This window comes from Microbispora oryzae (genome assembly GCF_017896165.1).
Taxonomy (GTDB): Bacteria; Actinomycetota; Actinomycetes; order Streptosporangiales; family Streptosporangiaceae; genus Microbispora; species Microbispora oryzae.
Genome location: NZ_JAFCNB010000020.1, coordinates 41,155 through 56,317 on the forward strand (window position 1 = coordinate 41,155; position 15,163 = coordinate 56,317).

Here is a 15,163-nt window from a genome sequence, read left to right on the forward strand (position 1 = left end):
GTCGAAGGGGAATCGTGTCCGACGACGTCACCGCTCAGGGACCCCGGCCGGCGCCCGCGTCGCTGCACGGCCGGGACGCGGAGCGACACGCGATCGACGAGATGATCCGGCGGCTCGGCGATCGGTTCAGCGACACGCTCCTCCTCGCCGGCGAGCCGGGCGTCGGCAAGACCCGGCTGCTGCAGACGGCGGCCGCGGCGGCCTCGGCCGCGGGGCTGCGGGTGCTCACCATCTCCGGCGTCGAGTCCGAGCTTCCGCTCGGCTTCGCCGCGCTGCACCACCTTCTCGCGCCGTTCCTCGACCGGCTCGAACGGATTCCCGGCCCCCAGGGCGACGCCCTCCAGCGCGCGTTCGGGCTGATGCACGGCCCCCCGCCGGACCAGTTCCTGATCGGTCTCGCCACCCTCAGCCTGCTCGCCGAGATCGCGTCCGATCGGCCACTGCTCTGCCTCGTCGACGACGCGCACTGGCTGGACCGCGACTCCGCCCAGGCGCTCGCGTTCGTCGGCCGGCGGCTGCACGCGGAGGGGGTCGGGGTGCTCGTCGCGTCACGTGAATCCGGCGCCGCTCTCTTCGAGGGCCTGCCGGTGCACCCCGTCCGCGGGCTGCGTGGGGCGGCCGCCCGGCGGCTGCTCGCGGAGTGCGTCGCCGGGCCGCTCGACGACGCGGTGGCCGAGCGGCTGGTGGAGCGGACCGACGGCAACCCGCTCGCGCTCATCACCCTCGCCACCGCCCTCTCTCCTGAGCAGCTCGCGGGCCATACCGAGCTGCCGGTACGGCTCCCGCTGGGCGCCCACCTGGAGACGTACTTCCTGGGGCAGGTCCGGGCGCTGCCCCCGGCCACCAGGGAGTTGCTGCTCGTCGCCTCGATCGCGCCCACGCACGACCAGGCGCTGCTCTGGCGGGCCGGGGCGCTGCTGGGCATGTCGCCGGTCGACGCCGACCCGGCACTCGCCGAGGGCATCCTGCTGCTCGGCGACCTCGCGGGCGGCAGCGTCACCTTCCGGCACCCGCTCATCCGGGCCGCGGTCTACAACGCGTCCACGCCGGCCGATCGCCGCCGCGCGCACCGCGCGCTGGCGGACTCCAGCGACCCCGTGCGCGACCCCGACACCCGGGCCTGGCACCTCGCCGCCGCCACCGCGGGCACCGACGAGGGCGTCGCCCGGGACCTGGAAGCCTCCGCCGAGAGGGCCGGAGCGCGCGGCGGCTACACCGCCCAGGCCGCCTTCCTGGCCCGCGCCGCCGAGCTCAGCCCGGACGCGTCGGCGCGCGGCGGCCGGTTGCTCGCCGCGGCCGGGGCGTTCCTGGTCGCCGGCGACATCGCGGCGGTTCGCCGGCTGCTCGACCAGGCGCGGCCGATGCTGCACACCCCGGTCGCCCGGGCGATGGGGGAGCGGCTGCGCGCCGCCGTCGCCAACTACGACGACCAGGTGGCGCACGCGCCCGCGATCCTGATGGACGCCGTCGCCGCGCTCGGCGGCCGGGACGAGCGGCTGACCCGGGTGATGCTCCGGGAGGCGATGGAGACCGCCATGGTCGCGCTTGAGCACACGGTCGGCACCACGCCGCTCGAGGTGGCCCGTGCCGTGCTCGCCGTACCGGCCGATCCGGCGGGGACGGCGGCCGACCTGCTGGCCCGGGCGTTCGCCACGCGGGTCACGGCCGGGTACGCGGCCGCGGCGGCGCCGATGCGGGCCGCGGTCGGCGAGCTGTGCACGGCGGAGCGGCTCAGCGAGGAGGGCATGCCGCTCGCGCTGCTCGGCGCGCTCGCCGCCGACGAGCTCTGGGACGAGCAGGGCCGCTCCGCGCTGCTGCGCCGGCTGGCGGCGTCCGCCCGCGAGAGCGGGGCGCTGCACGCGCTCCGGGTGACACTCACCCTGCTCGCCGGCAGCGAGCTGCGCGCGGGCCGGATCGCCGTCGCCGACGGCCACTACGCCGAGAACTTCGACCTGTACGCGATGAGCGGGGTGACGCCGCTGGGCGGCCCGCAGTGGCAGATCGAGCAGCTGGTCTGGCAGGGCCGGGAGCAGGAGGCCCGCGCGGCCGCCGACCAGATCGCCGTCATCGCGGCCCAGAACATCCCGGCCCTGGTCAACCAGGCGGCCCTGGCCATGACGGTGCTGGAGGTGAGCCTCGGTAACTACCGTGAGGCACTCGACCGGGCCCGCCCGCTGTTCGACCGCGACCCGCCGGGCCACGGCAACCGGGTGCTCCCGGATCTGATCGAGGCGGCGATACGGGCCGGCGACCCCGACACGGCACGACAGGCGCTGGCGCGGCTGGAGGAGCGGGCGCGGATCAGCGGCATGCCCTGGGGGCTCGGTCTGCTCGCGCGCGGTCGTGCGCTGCTCGGCGAGGAGCTCGGCGACGCCGCGGAGCCGCTCTATCGGCAGGCGCTCGAACTGCTCGGGCAGACCCGGATGCGCACCGACCTGGCCCGCACCCACCTGCTGTACGGCGAATGGCTCAGACGACAGCGGCGCCGCGGCGAGGCCGGGGCGCAGGTGCGTACCGCGTACGAGATGTTCTCCGCGATGAGCGCCGGGATCTTCACCGAGCGCGTCCGGGTGGAGCTCGCCGCGGCCGGCGAGCGGGTCGCGCCCCCGGCCGCGCCGGTCGGCCCCGTGCTCACCCCCCAGGAAACCAAGATCGCCACCCTCGCCGCCGAGGGCGCGACGAACGCGGAGATCGCCCGGCGGTTGTACGTCAGCACCTCGACCGTCGAGTATCACCTCACCAAGGTCTTCCGGAAGCTGCGGATCACCTCCCGGCGGCAGTTGCGCGAACTGTTCAAGGACGGCCCCGCCGGCTGACCCCCGGCTTCCGGACACACTGGGGTGTTTCCCTGATTCGGCGGCCCGCCCCCGCGCGGTTCCATTGGGACGACCAGGACGACCGGTCCAGGCGACGCAGGGGAGGAAACGGTGCTCGCTCAGGATCCGCACACCTACGGCGTCCTGATCCTGGCGATCGTCGCCTCAGCCGAGACGTCCCGGCTCCACGTCGCGGGTCCCCCGCCTTCGGCTTGATCACCTGCTGAGAGGTCACCATGAGCACTCCTGTCATCTTCATCCACGGACTGTGGCTGCACGCCACCTCCTGGACTCCCTGGATCGACCTGTTCGAGGAGGCCGGCTACGCGCCGAGCGCGCCCGGCTGGCCCGGAGACGGCGCGACCGTCGAGGAGTCCCGGGCGAATCCCGATTCCATCGCCGGTCACGGCATCGACGACGTCGTCGAGCACTACGCGAAGATCATCAATGGTCTGCCGGAACGGCCGATCCTGATCGGCCACTCGTTCGGCGGCATGATCGCCCAGAAGCTGCTCGGGATGGACCTCGCGGTCGCCGCCGTCGCGATCGACGCCGCGCAGATCAAGGGCGTGCTGCCGGTGCCGCTGACCGCGCTGCGTTCGGCGCTCCCGGTGTTCCGCAACCCCGCCAACCGCAACCGGGCCGTGTCACTCACCGAGGATCAGTTCCGGTACGCCTTCGGCAACGCCGTCTCCGAGGAGGAATCCGGCGAGCTGTACCGGCGCTGGAGCATCCCGGCTCCCGGGAAGCCGCTGTTCGAGGCCGCGACGGCCAACTTCGACCCGCACTCGCCCGCCAAGGTGGCGACCGGGAACGAGGGCCGCGGCCCGCTGCTGCTGATCACCGGCGGCCGGGACCACACCGTGCCCGAGGCCGTCACCCTGGCCACCCTGAAGCAGTACCGGCACTCCGCCGCGGTCACCGACTTCCACGAATTCCCCGACCGGGCGCACTCGCTCACCATCGACAGCGGCTGGCGCGAGGTCGCCGACGTCACGCTGGCCTGGCTCGCCCGCCAGTCGCTCTGAACGAGATTCACCGATCGGACCAGAACGTCCGCTGAGCACGCATGCGGCCCCGCCCCAGAGGCGGGGCCGCGTACCGCAGAAAGGCCCGTCATGGATCTGCACCTGTCAGGCAAGACCGCCGTGGTCACCGGCGCGAGCAAGGGCATCGGGCTGGCGATCACCCGAGCGCTCGCCGCGGAGGGCGTCAGCGTGACCGCCGGAGCCCGGCACATCAGCGCCGAGCTGTCCGAGCTGGCGGCGGAGGGCCGTGTCCGCCCGGTCGCGGTGGACCTCGCCACCCTGGACGGCCCGGCCGAACTGGTCGAGGCCGCCCGGGAGGCCTTCGGCGGCCTGGACATCCTGGTCAACAACGTCGGCGCGGTACACCCGCGTACCGGCGGCTTCGCGTCCGTCACCGACGTGGACTGGCTCGCCACCCTGACCGTCAACTTCCTGTCCGCGGTGCGCGCCACCCGCGAGGCGCTGCCGCTCATGCTCGGCCGCGGCGCCGGCACGATCGTGTCCGTCAGCTCGGTCAACGCGTCGCTGCCAGACCCACTGGTGATCGACTACAGCGCCGCGAAGGCGGCCCTGGCCAGTTTCAGCAAGTCCCTGTCGAAGGAGCTGGGCCCGCACGGGATCCGGGTCAACACCGTCAGCCCCGGGCCGGTCGCCACCGACCTGTGGCTCGGCGCGGACGGCGTCGCCGCCACGCTCGCCCGCCACAACGGCGGCGAGTCGCACGCGGTGGCGGAGCAGGCGGCCGCCGACTCGGTCACCGGCCGGTTCACCCGCCCGGACGAGGTCGCCGACCTCGTCGTCCTGCTCGCCAGTGAGCGCGCCGGCAACGTCACCGGCGCGGACTTCGTCATCGACGGCGGCCTGATCGGCACTCTGTGACCCGGGCACGCGAACGCCTGATCGACGGGTCGTGACGATCGCTCATGTCACCGAGGCCGGTGGCCCTTCTTTTTACGGCCGGTCGGCACGGCCCGGCGGCCGGAGCCGTTCTGTGTGGCTTTCTGTGCGGGTTTCTGTGCCTGCCGCTGTGCTGGTTTCGCAGCGGGCGAGGCGGGGGTACGGCCCCGCGAGCTGTTCACCGTCCGGCCGCGGACGATGCCGATGAAATCTTCCACCAGGTCGGTGGTCGCGTCCGTGGGCCAGGCAAGCGCGACCTGAGACTGCGGCGCGTCCGCCACCGGCCGGTAAGTGAGATCCCTGCGGTGGTGGAGGCGGGCCAGCGACTGCGGAACCAGGAGAAGCCCGGTGCCGGCCGCCACCAGCTCGACCGCGCCCGCCGTTGTGGCCGGGCGGGTGAACGAGGGCAGTCCGGGCCGGATCTCCCACTCGATGGTGTCGTCCAGAGGATGGAACACCTCGTCGTCGGCCAGGTCGGTGACGGCAACCTCGTCGGCGGCGGCCACCGCGTGGTCCTTGGGCACCACGACCACCGTGGTCTCGACATAGAGAGGAATCACGCTGAGCCCGTCCCGGTCGACCGGCAGCCGGACGAATCCGGCGTCGGCGCCGCCGTCCCGCAGCAGGGCCACCACCTCGGCGGCGGGAACCGCGACCAGGGCGATCGGCACGCCGGGCATCCTCTCGGTCCAGACGTTGACCCATTTCGCGGGGGTCACCCCGGGCACGTACGCCAGCCGGAACACCCTGCCGGTCTCCCCATCAGTCACTTCCTCAGGGTACTGACGTCATGGGAACCGACTACTCTTGGTGCCATGAGCTCGCCGAAACCGAAGACCATCCAGACGATGAAGCCCGCGACCGCGGCCAAGAAGCTGGGTGTCCTCCTCTCGGCCACTCCCGCCGAGTTCCAGGCGGGTGTCGTCTCCAGGGACGAGCTGAACGAGTTGCAGTCCAACCCGCCCGCGTGGCTCGCCGACCTGCGCCGTAACGGCCCGCACCCCAAGCAGGTCGTCGCCGCGAAGCTCCGGGTCTCCACTTCCGGCCTGATCAGAGGCGGGATCACCGGACCGCTCACCACCGCCGAGATCGACGCGCTGAAGGCCGAGAACCCGCCGTGGCTGGAGCGCGAGCGGACCGTCCAGGCCGAGGCCCGCAAAGAGGCACTCCGCCTCAAGCAGCGCTAGGCGACTCGGCGTCGAGGGAGACGTAGCGCTGCTCCGCCCGCGCGTCCACCGCCGAATGCGGATCAAAGCCTAGGCCCGGTTGAACCGGGCGCCCCAGCTGTGGAGCTGTTCGCGCAGTTCGGGCGGTTCGAGGACGCGAAAATCGGCGTCGAGCGAGCCCAGTCCCATGATCGGCCAGTCCAGGGAGTCGGCGGTCATGCGCACCCGGCAGTGCCCGGCGTCGACCTCCTCGACTGTGCTCCACCTGCCGATCCGTTCGCGCACGGTCGCGGCCGGGGCGTCGACCAGGACCTCCACCCGATACGGGCGGGGCAGGTTGTCCAGGCCGTCCCGGACGAACTCGGCGGCGTCGGCGACGGGCAGGTCCCGGGGCCTGAACCGGGAACCGGTGCCGTGTGGCGCGGCGAGCCGGTCGACCCGGAAGCTGCGCCAGTCGTGCCGGGTGAGGTCGTAGGCGACCAGGTACCAGCGGCGGCCGAGACAGACCAGCCGATGCGGTTCGACGTGCCGGTCGGTGTGCCGGCCGCCGGCGGCGGTATAGGAGAAACGGAGCTGTTCGCTGTCCCGGCAGGCCAGCGCGACCGCGGTGAGCAGGCCCGGGTCGATGTCCGCCCTCGCCGAGCCGTCCCAGCCGGCGGACACGGTCATCGCACGCAGCGCCTCCACGCGGCGCCGCAGCCGGGCCGGCATCACCTGCACCACCTTGGCCAGCGCTCGCACCGAGGACTCGGCGACGCCCTCCACCGCGCTCTGCGCGGCGGCCTGTAATCCCACGACCAGGGCGACCGCCTCCTCGTCGTCGATCACCAGCGGCGGCACTGCCGCGCCCGCGGCGAGCTCGTAGCCCCCGTCCACGCCGCGCCGCGCCTCGACCGGATAGCCCAGCTCGCGCAGGCGGTCGATGTCCCGGCGCAGGGTGCGGGCCGAAACCCCCAGCCGCTCGGCCAGTTCGGTGCCCGGCCAGTAGCGGTGGGTCTGCAACAGGGACAGCAGCCGCAGCGTCCGGGTGCTGGTGTTCGCCATGCGTTGATTCTTCCGTCGATTCAGGTCAGAAAGTGACCGTTATGCGGCCTAGCGTGGGTCCTGACCGACGAACAGGACAACGGAAGGCCGCGCCCATGCCCGAGACCACGACCCTCACCGAGCCGACCACCCGCGACCTCCCCGACGCGCCCGCCGTCCCCGGAGAGCGCGCCGACCTGCTGGCGATGCTGGCCCACCAGCGGCACTTCCTGCGCTTCACCACCCGCGACCTCACCGACGAGCAGGCCGGGCGTCGGACGACCGCGAGCGAGCTGTGCCTGGGCGGGTTGATCAAGCATGTCGCGGCGGTCGAACGGACCTGGGCGGACTTCCTCCTGGACGGCCCGTCGGCTCTGGGTGACTTCACCGCCATGAGCGAGGCCGACCTGGCCCGGTGGGCCGACGGGTTCCGGCTGCTGCCCGGCGAGACGCTGGCCGGAGTGCTGGCCGGCTACGCCGAGGTCGCCCGCCGGACCGACGAGCTGGTCGCCGCCCTGCCCGACCTGGACGCCACCCAGCCGCTGCCCAAGGCCCCGTGGTTCGAGCCCGGCGCGCGGTGGTCGGCCCGCAGGGTCCTGATGCACATCATCGCCGAGACCGCCCAGCACGCCGGCCACGCCGACATCATCCGCGAATCCCTCGACGGCGCTAAAAGCATGGGCTGACACCCCCATCGGACGCGGCCGCCAACCTCGCGAACCGGTCTCTCATGCGGCAGGCGGCGCATGAGGAGGCGTTCGCCGGTCACTCGCCGTCATGTGCTCGGGCCGTTGTCATCGGCCGTGTACACCCAGCCCCGCAGGCCGGATGCGAGCGGGACAAGGACACGCCGGTAGTCGTCGACCTCGTACTCGTCGGCTGCGGCGAGTTCGTCCTCGCTCAGGCGCAGCGCGGTGCCCTCGACGACATCATCGGCGTTTCCCGTGGCCTGCAGGATCGGATGATGGGTGGCCCCGCTGACCGCGATGACATGCGGGTCGGTGATCTCCACCATGGACAGCCGATAGCCGGGCAGCGCGTCCGGAGTGCCGGCCACCTCGCGGCCGAACACCGACAGCTGCACCTCGCGCTGCCGCAGGGTGCCGTAGGAGAACAGAACGACAGGGTAGTCGGCCATACGGCCATCATCTCGAGGCGACCGGACACGTATCTGCGTGGGACCGCCCGGCACAGGCGAGGCCGGTTCCGGGCACTGGTCCCACATCCGCCCGTAAGGACCTGCTCCACTAGTTGAAACAGTCCTGCTTCTTGAGCGCGATGCCGTACTCGGTGACCTTGCTGTGCGAAACGGTGAAGGTGTAGTAGGCCTTCTTGTTGGTGGGGACCGTGATCACGTAGAAGCCGTGGATGTCCTTCTTGATGTGCGGGTACGCCGCCTTCAACTGGTGGGCGGTGGAGCCGATCTTGATGCCCTCCGGGGTCTTCATGCCTTTCGCGGCGAAGATGGCGGCCAGGCCCACGTTCGGCGAGATGTAGATGCCCACCGAGTTCTTGGGGGTCGGGAACTTCTTCAGGTCCCAGCCGGAGCAACCGCCGCCGCCCGGCATCTTCTTGACGACGTCCCCCGTCGCCTTGGCCTGCTTGACGGTCATGCCGAGCTTGACGGCGCCGTAACCGTAGGGACCCAGTGTCGGCTTCGTCTGGGCCGCCGCCGCCGCGGTGGCGCCGGAGACCAGCAGCGAGCCGGCGAGGAGCGAGGTCCCGATCATCTTCTTCATCATGACTGCTTTGACTCCGAATCGCCGGGAAAGGTTCTCCTGAGGAGATCAGCTGTCAGACGGCCTCAAGTTCTATGATCCAGAGCGGTGAGCGGGTGGGCCGAGCGGAGACCCTGCGCCATCCCCCGGCCGTGAACAGGGCGTCGTACTCGTGCAGGTGGCGTTCCCGGCCTCCGTCGGTGACCGACAGCATGTTCATGTCGGCCACAGCGCCGAAGTCCGGCGTACCGACCTCGCCGAGCACGACTTCGAAGACGACGGCACGCGCTCCGGGCCGGCCGGCGGCACGGCAGTTGCGAAGAAGGCGCACGCATGCCTCGTCGTCCCAGTCGTGCAGGATCCACTTGAGCAGGTACAGGTCCGCCGCGGGCACCTCGTGGAAGAAGTCACCCTCCACCACACTGAAGCGGTCCGAGAGGCCGAGCTCCTCGGCGGTACGGACCGCCGCGGCGGTCACATGCGGCATGTCCAGGACGATGCCGTGGAGTTCGGGATTGGCCCGCATCAGCCCCAGCACGAGCCGGCCGTTGGCGCCGCCCACGTCGACGGCCGACGAGACACCCGAGAGATCGAGAATGCTCGCCGCCTCGGCGGCCACGATCTCGGACATGCTTGACCCGCTGGAGGCGAAGGCGTCGCCCTCCTCCGGATGCCGGGAGAAATAGGTGAACTGGTCGGTGCCCAGTGCCTTGTACACCTGCGTCCTGCCCTCGCGCACGGCGTCGGGAAGGTGGGCCCAGCTCACCCAGGTCGAGTAGCCCGCGAGGTGGAGCGTGGTGTCGCGCATCGAACCCGGGACCCCCTCACGCAGCAGCTCTCCCATCGAGGTGGTGGCGAACCTGCCGTCCCCTTCGTAGGCGAGCAGCCCGATCGAGGCGCACGCCCGCATCAGGCGGTAGGTCGTGGCCGGATGGGTGGCCGCCCGTCCGGCGACCTCATCGGCGGTGCGCGCCCCGGCGGCGATGTGGTCGACGATCGACAGGGCCGCCGCCGTCCGGACGAGCTGCGCCACCGCGTGGCCCGTGATCATCTGGAACAGCCTGCCGAAGTCGCGCTCCCGCTCTTGGGCCGCGTCCTCGTCTCCCGGCGCTGTCTCGGGCGTTTCCATCATGGTGCTCCGTATGTCATCTCATGGTCTGAGGGCGTGATCACAGATGCTGTTTGGTCGTCCGCGACCCGCGGTCAGCTCGGCCAGGGCGAGCCGAGGATGCGCTCGACGGTCGTCACCCGCCGGAAGCCGGGGATGAAGTGCTCGAGCACGTCGGAGTTCACGGTGCCGTTCGTCGTCTCGGGGCGGTTCTTGAGCCCGTCGAGGTAGGCGCGCAGGAACTCGTTCTTGAAGTCCCCTCGCGGGTGGACGGCGAGGATCTCGTCGAGCTGATCGCGTTCCAGTCCGTCCAGGCCGAAGCCGAGTATGTCGGTCAGGACCCCGAGGTGGGTGGTCGCGATTTCCGGGGCCATCCGGCCGGGGATGCCCGGGGTGGTGTGCAGCGCGATCGCCGTCCAGACGGTCTCGGCGGCGGCCGCCGGGAACCCCCGCTGCAGGAGGAACTTCTGCGCGTGGTCGGCGCTGTCGACCTCGAAGCGCTGTTCCACCGCGGAGAAGGGGGTCAGCAGGCCGGTGTCGTGGAACATGGCCGCCAGGTAGAGCAGCTCCGGGTCCGGTTCCACGCCGAGTTGGTGAGCGTGGATCAGGCCGAAGAAGAAGACCCGCCGGGAGTGGTGATAGATGAGCGGGCTGGTCGTCTCCTGGATCAGCCGGGTCGCATCGGCGACCGCCGCCGTCTCAGGAATCTCCAGGCCCGCGATGACCTCTGGCATGACCTCTGACTTTCCAGGAGGCGTGTCGGCTGCGTGGCCGTATGTCCGACTTCCATGCTGCTCGCCGACCCACACGTGCCGCCGCCTTCGTACGGCCAGGAATCACCTATATCCAGACAGGTGAGATCGCAGCCGGGTGCTCCAACCCCGTGATCTTCGGTAACGGTGTGCTACCAATGAACGGTGTCCATGCCTCGCGTGTCGCCGATCGGTCGGCGTTCGTCGTCGCCGGAACCCGGCTGGTCACCGCGCGGATCCGGCTCGGGAGCGACCGGAGTGGCGACCCCCGCTCCCCATCGCGTCGCGATCATCGTCTACGACGGAGTGACGTTGCTGGACGTCGCCGGTCCCGCGGAGGTCTTCAAGGAGGCGAACCGGTTCGGCGCCGACTATCGGATCGTGCTGCTGTCGCCGACCGGCGCGGACGTCACGTCGAGTCTCGGGGTCCGGATGGCCGTGGACGGCGGCGTCTCCGCGGAGCCGGCTGCCGGCACGTTGATGGTGTCCGGATCTGACTTCTATCCGCGCGCCCGTGTCCCCGGCGACCTGGCGGACGCCGTACGGATTCCGGCGGCTGTCGCCGGCCGGGTCGCGTCGATCTGCACCGGGGCTTTCGTCCTCGCCGCCGCAGGACTCCTCGACGGCAAGCGCGCGACCACACACTGGAAGGTCGCGCACGAGCTCGCCGCCCGGTGTCCGACGTGCCGCGTCGAGCCTGACGCGATCTACGTTCGCGACGGCACCACGTACACGTCGGCGGGGGTGACGGCCGGCATCGACCTGGCGCTCGCCCTCGTCGAAGAGGATCACGGGCCGGGCCTGGCGCGCGACGTCGCCCGCGCCCTGGTGGTGTACATGCAGCGCGCGGGTGGCCAGTCCCAGTTCTCGGCGCCGCTGCAAGGACCGCCGCCCCGCTCGCCGGCGCTCCGCAAGATCACCGACCTGGTGACGGCGAATCCCCGCGAGGATCATTCGCTCGGCGAACTCGCGAAACACCTCAACGTGAGCACCCGGCACCTCACTCGGCTGTTCCATGACGAGCTGTGCACGACTCCGGCCCGCTATGTGGAGAACATCCGGTTCGACATGGCGAGGGCGCTGCTCGACCAGGGGCACACCGCGACGGAGGCCGCCACCCTCGCCGGGTTCCCCAGCTACGAGAGCCTGCGACGGGTTTTCGCCAGGAAGCTGTCGATCAGCCCCGCCGCCTACCAGCGCCGGTTCGGCACGGCCCGCCGCGTCAACGCGGATCAGTGAGACAAGGCCGAGCACGCCCGCGACGAGCGGATGCCCCACCGAGGCGTCTCGGATCGGCGGCCCGCGAGATGATCAGCGATGCGATGAGGCGTACGTGGCCCGACGCCTGATCCTGGACACCGGGGTCCTCATCGCCGCCGGGCGGTGATCACGATGGACGCGTCGGCCGCGTTCGACGATCTCCCGGGTGTGCGCGCAGGTCGTTCCCCGCTGACTCAGGTTCACTGGCCGCCGAACCATCCGGGCACGTCGAGCCGCCAGAGATCCGGCGGCGTCATCGTACGCAGGTCGGCCTCCAGCGCCCGGAGCCGCTCGTGACCCAAGGTCTTCGCCCACCGGTTCCGCATGGCGTCGAAGATCTGCGCAGAACGTGCCAGCGCGTCCGTGCCGTGCCTGGTGAGCCGGACGATCTTCCGTCTGGTGTCCTTGGGGTCGGGACTGCGTTCCACGTAGCCGACCCGCTCGAGTGCCTCGATCATCTTGCCTGCCGCCTGCTTGGAGACGCCGAGCGTGCGCCCCAGGTCGACCGCGGTCGCGCTGCCGCGGCTGATCGCCTGGAGCACGAATCCGTACATCGGCCGCATGTCGGGGTGTCCCTGCCGGGCGAGCTCGGCGTGCAGCTCGTCGATGAGCACGCGGAACGCCATGAACAGCCGCAGGGGGAGCTCGAAGCCCGGGGCGTCACTTGACACGATAGACAACCTGGTTGACGATATGGACAACGACATTGTCCATTTTAGGAGATCACTTCGATGTCTGTCATCCGTGCCGCCGAAGCCCGCCGATCCGAGACTCCCGGCGGCGTCATGACGACCTTCGCCTCGCCCACGCAGGGCGACGCCGGACGCTCTCTGTGGCGCGTCGACGCCTTCCCGGGCGCGGCCGGCCCGCTGCACGACTTCGACACCGAGCAGGTGTGGACCTTCCTGGAGGGGGCCGCGAGCATCGAGCTCGGCGACGACAAGATCACCGTTGGGCCCGGCGACACGGTGGTCATTCCGGCCGCCACCCCACGCCGTGTCATGGCCGGCCCCGAGGCCGGCTACAGCGCCGTCGTCACCTCGGCGGCGGGAGCACAGGCGATCCTGCCCGACGGCACCGTCTACGGGGTGCCGCCCTGGATCGCGTAAGCGGCACGATCTCGCACATGACGGTCCGGTCGCGGCTGACCCGCTGTCCGGAAGGAACGGCCGATGGAGGCCGCGTCACGGCCCATGGCGCGATCGGCGGCGCTGCCGGAAGAATGTGGGCGTGCGACGTCTTGCGCTCTTCGATCTTGACAACACGCTGATAGATCTGGACCACGCCTTCGGGGTGTGGGCCACGGAGTTCATCGGCGCGCACGGCCTGGGGCCAGAGGCGTTCGAGTGGCTGATCGGCCTCAACCGGGAGGGCAATCCCCATCGTGAGGAGTTCTTCACCCAGGTCCGCGAGCACCTCGCCCTGACCCAGACGGTCGATGAACTGGTGGGCGGATATCGGCGGCGCGTGCCCCACCTCGTGCGTTGCCGGACCGAGGTGCTCGACGGCCTGGCCCGGCTCCGGGCGTCGGGGTGGCGCGTCGCGATCGTGACCAACGGGACGCCGGAAAACCAGCTCGCGAAGATACAGCGGACCGGGCTGGCCGAGGCCGTGGACGCCTACGCGATCTCGGGAGCCGAGGGCATCCGCAAACCGGAGGCCGGGCTGTTCGAGATCGCGGCCAAGCGCTGCGGCACGTCTTTCGACGGCGGCTGGATGATCGGCGACAACCTCACCGCCGACATCGCCGGCGGGCGTGGGGTGGGGCTCCGGACGATCTGGATCGACCGGAGGGCCGAGCGGCGAGCCGACAACCAGGCCGACCATGTGGTCACGGACGTGCTCCAGGCCATCGAGATCCTGCGCGACGGCGGTAGTGATAGCGGTGCGACAGCGTGAAGCCCAGGCCGTAGTAGAGCGCGAGGGCCGGCGCGTTGTCCTCTTCGACCTGGAGGTAGAGGCGGGGCGCGCCCCGCTCCTGCGACCACAGCGCGGCGGCCGCCATGATCGCCTTCGCCACGCCTTCGCGCCGGTGATCGGGGTGGGTGGCCAGGCAGAAAACGCCGGTCCAGCCGTCCTCCACGATGGCCGCGCCGAGACCCGTGGCGCCCTTGGCGAAGAGGCCCGCTCGGGGCGCGACGCTCTGGATGACGTCCACATCGTCCGTCTGGCCGCCGACCGCCCTGAACAGCTCCGGCCACCGGGTGTGGTCGTCCACGCGCTCGATCCCGCCGGGATCGGCGGCCGCGGCCAGGACGGTTTTCGCCTCGGCCGCCATGACGAGCGTTCTGGCCACGGCGGAGTAGCCGCGGGCCGCGAGAAGCGTGTCGAGCCCCCGATGACGATCCTCGGGGCTCACCTGCACGGTCACCGGAAGTCCCCGCTCGGAGTAGAAGGACTCCAGCGCCGGGATCGACGCGGTGGCGCCGGGCAGCGGGAGCGCCGAGTTGAGGCGCTTGCGGCTCACGCCCGGGGTGTGACGGAGGAGCCATCCGTCGCGTTCCTCGACGTGCCGGGCGGGCCAGGCGACGGCCGCGCGCCGTTCGATCCGTTCCGGACGGGACGCGCCGCACAGCCGGACGAGTTCGGGGACGAGGCGCCTGAGCATCCGCTCGTCACGCGGGTCGCGGGGCGCGTATTCGGTGATGCCGAGCCCGACGATCTCGTTTCGGGCGGCGAGCTCGGCGATCGCCTCAGTCAGCGCCTCAGGGGAGAGGCCGCCGGGCTCCGGATAGCCCACCGACGTGATGCCGTCCAGGACGTCGAGATCCACATGGATGTAGACGGCCGCGTTCCCGTCGACAGTGGACAGGCCGCCGACGCCCGCTCGCCGGATGTAGTCGGCCTCCGGGGGATCAAGGACACGGGTCCCGGCCAGCGCGACCTGCTCAGGGCGCAGCGCGGGTGAGGGCACCAGATCGGCCGGGCCCTCACCGAGGAGCGTACGGAGGATCATGCCGTGGAACGCGCCCGACGGCGACGTGCCGGGCGTGTTCAGGTCGCCGTGGGCGTCGAACCAGGCGAGGCGCAGGCGGTCACCGTACCGGCGCAGTGCGGCGGCGACCGGTTCGAGCTCGACGCCGCAGTCTCCGCCCACCGTGACGACGAAGCCGTCCCGGGGCAGCGCCCGCCTGACCGCGCGGGCGGTGTCGGCCAGGGTGCCGCCGGCGTCCACGCGGATGTGCCGGGACTCGGGGATCATGGCGGCCAGGCGGGAGGCGCCTTCGACCAGCCTGGGCGCCGTCGGTGACAGCGACCCCTGCCACTGGGGAACCTCGACGACGGTTAACACCGTGCCCCCTCGCCTGACGATCCGCGTGACGATTCCTGGACGGTCACCAGTCTCGTATGCTCCAATTCGCAACGTCCACTTAGTGTTTCCGCGCAGATCTATA

At 71.2% G+C, this 15,163-nt stretch carries 16 protein-coding genes; 8 read left to right on the forward strand and 8 right to left on the reverse strand.

Features of this window, described 5'->3' with window-relative positions; translation table 11 throughout:
• Positions 1–14: 14 nt before the first annotated feature.
• The 3 genes from JOL79_RS35175 (at position 15) to JOL79_RS27300 (ending at position 4,723) form a co-directional block, all read left to right on the forward strand.
• Positions 15–2,816, forward strand: a complete 2,802-nt coding sequence (locus tag JOL79_RS35175) for a helix-turn-helix transcriptional regulator (RefSeq protein ID WP_210158765.1) — start codon at positions 15–17, stop codon at positions 2,814–2,816.
• 236 nt (positions 2,817–3,052) lie between these two features.
• The gene (locus JOL79_RS27295; RefSeq protein WP_210158766.1) at positions 3,053–3,844 is read left to right on the forward strand and encodes an alpha/beta hydrolase; all 792 of its coding nucleotides are present in this window, start codon (positions 3,053–3,055) and stop codon (positions 3,842–3,844) included.
• 90 nt (positions 3,845–3,934) lie between these two features.
• The gene (locus tag JOL79_RS27300; RefSeq protein ID WP_210158767.1) at positions 3,935–4,723 is read left to right on the forward strand and encodes an oxidoreductase; all 789 of its coding nucleotides are present in this window, start codon (positions 3,935–3,937) and stop codon (positions 4,721–4,723) included.
• A 47-nt stretch (positions 4,724–4,770) separates the two neighbouring features.
• Here the strand turns inward: JOL79_RS27300 and JOL79_RS27305 are convergent, their stop codons facing one another.
• A complete protein-coding gene (locus JOL79_RS27305) occupies positions 4,771–5,511 on the reverse strand; it encodes a LysR substrate-binding domain-containing protein (RefSeq protein WP_307848757.1) in 741 nt (246 codons plus the stop codon).
• Between the two features lie 45 nt (positions 5,512–5,556).
• On the opposite strand from JOL79_RS27305, the gene JOL79_RS27310 reads away from it, so the two are divergent.
• Positions 5,557–5,928: a DUF5997 family protein gene (locus JOL79_RS27310; protein ID WP_210158768.1), complete on the forward strand. Its 372-nt coding sequence runs from the start codon at positions 5,557–5,559 to the stop codon at positions 5,926–5,928.
• Positions 5,929–5,997: 69 nt separating this feature from the next.
• On the opposite strand, the gene JOL79_RS27315 is transcribed toward JOL79_RS27310, so the two are convergent.
• The gene (locus JOL79_RS27315; RefSeq protein WP_210158769.1) at positions 5,998–6,951 is read right to left on the reverse strand and encodes a helix-turn-helix transcriptional regulator; all 954 of its coding nucleotides are present in this window, start codon (positions 6,949–6,951) and stop codon (positions 5,998–6,000) included.
• Between the two features lie 95 nt (positions 6,952–7,046).
• Between JOL79_RS27315 and JOL79_RS27320 the strand changes: the two genes are divergently transcribed.
• A complete protein-coding gene (locus JOL79_RS27320) occupies positions 7,047–7,616 on the forward strand; it encodes a DinB family protein (protein ID WP_210158770.1) in 570 nt (189 codons plus the stop codon).
• A gap of 89 nt (positions 7,617–7,705) precedes the next feature.
• On the opposite strand, the gene JOL79_RS27325 is transcribed toward JOL79_RS27320, so the two are convergent.
• The 4 genes from JOL79_RS27325 to JOL79_RS27340 form a co-directional block, all read right to left on the reverse strand.
• Positions 7,706–8,068, reverse strand: coding sequence for a gamma-glutamylcyclotransferase family protein (locus JOL79_RS27325; protein ID WP_210158771.1), 363 nt, complete (start codon positions 8,066–8,068; stop codon positions 7,706–7,708).
• A 109-nt stretch (positions 8,069–8,177) separates the two neighbouring features.
• The gene (locus JOL79_RS27330; RefSeq protein WP_230985583.1) at positions 8,178–8,669 is read right to left on the reverse strand and encodes a hypothetical protein; all 492 of its coding nucleotides are present in this window, start codon (positions 8,667–8,669) and stop codon (positions 8,178–8,180) included.
• A 55-nt stretch (positions 8,670–8,724) separates the two neighbouring features.
• On the reverse strand, positions 8,725–9,777 hold the full coding sequence (locus tag JOL79_RS27335; RefSeq protein ID WP_210158772.1) for a methyltransferase: 1,053 nt from the start codon (positions 9,775–9,777) through the stop codon (positions 8,725–8,727).
• A gap of 74 nt (positions 9,778–9,851) precedes the next feature.
• On the reverse strand, positions 9,852–10,490 hold the full coding sequence (locus JOL79_RS27340) for an HD domain-containing protein (protein WP_210158773.1): 639 nt from the start codon (positions 10,488–10,490) through the stop codon (positions 9,852–9,854).
• A 276-nt stretch (positions 10,491–10,766) separates the two neighbouring features.
• On the opposite strand from JOL79_RS27340, the gene JOL79_RS27345 reads away from it, so the two are divergent.
• On the forward strand, positions 10,767–11,747 hold the full coding sequence (locus JOL79_RS27345) for a GlxA family transcriptional regulator (RefSeq protein WP_307848758.1): 981 nt from the start codon (positions 10,767–10,769) through the stop codon (positions 11,745–11,747).
• Positions 11,748–11,968: 221 nt separating this feature from the next.
• Here the strand turns inward: JOL79_RS27345 and JOL79_RS27350 are convergent, their stop codons facing one another.
• The gene (locus tag JOL79_RS27350) at positions 11,969–12,439 is read right to left on the reverse strand and encodes a MarR family winged helix-turn-helix transcriptional regulator (RefSeq protein WP_210158774.1); all 471 of its coding nucleotides are present in this window, start codon (positions 12,437–12,439) and stop codon (positions 11,969–11,971) included.
• Positions 12,440–12,499: 60 nt separating this feature from the next.
• On the opposite strand from JOL79_RS27350, the gene JOL79_RS27355 reads away from it, so the two are divergent.
• Both JOL79_RS27355 and JOL79_RS27360 read left to right on the forward strand, forming a co-directional pair.
• A complete protein-coding gene (locus JOL79_RS27355) occupies positions 12,500–12,877 on the forward strand; it encodes a cupin domain-containing protein (protein ID WP_210158775.1) in 378 nt (125 codons plus the stop codon).
• 121 nt (positions 12,878–12,998) lie between these two features.
• Positions 12,999–13,667 (forward strand): HAD family hydrolase, encoded by a 669-nt coding sequence (locus JOL79_RS27360; RefSeq protein WP_210158776.1) that lies wholly within the window; start codon positions 12,999–13,001, stop codon positions 13,665–13,667.
• Here JOL79_RS27360 and JOL79_RS27365 read toward each other — a convergent pair.
• Positions 13,600–15,060, reverse strand: coding sequence for a GNAT family N-acetyltransferase (locus tag JOL79_RS27365; RefSeq protein WP_210158777.1), 1,461 nt, complete (start codon positions 15,058–15,060; stop codon positions 13,600–13,602). The two genes, JOL79_RS27360 and JOL79_RS27365, sit on opposite strands and share 68 nt — an antisense overlap.
• Between the last annotated feature and the right edge of the window lie 103 nt (positions 15,061–15,163).